Here is a 255-nt window from a genome sequence, read left to right as displayed (position 1 = left end):
CAGGGAGTATTCAGGCTTAGCGGGTGGTCCCGCCAGATTCACACGGGATTTCTCGGGCCCCGTGCTACTTGGGATACTCCTCCAGAGCCAGTCATGTTTCGTCTACGGGGGTTTTACCCACTATGCCGGCGCTTTCGCATCGCCTTCGACTACACAACTGGTTTCTTACTCTGTGCCAGACCGGCAGATCTGACTGAGAAGTCCCACGACCCCGCCTGCGCAACCCCTGCCGGGTATCACACGCAAACGGTTTAG

At 58.0% G+C, this 255-nt stretch carries 1 rRNA gene; it reads right to left on the bottom strand.

The annotated features are described in order from the left end of the window. Positions 1–255 (bottom strand): 23S ribosomal RNA (locus tag KGQ19_RS49035); the annotation flags it as partial.

The sequence above is a fragment of the Catenulispora pinistramenti genome, from assembly GCF_018274385.1.
GTDB classification, from domain to species: domain Bacteria; phylum Actinomycetota; class Actinomycetes; order Streptomycetales; family Catenulisporaceae; genus Catenulispora; species Catenulispora pinistramenti.
This window is presented reverse-complemented; position numbering and strand designations above follow the sequence as displayed.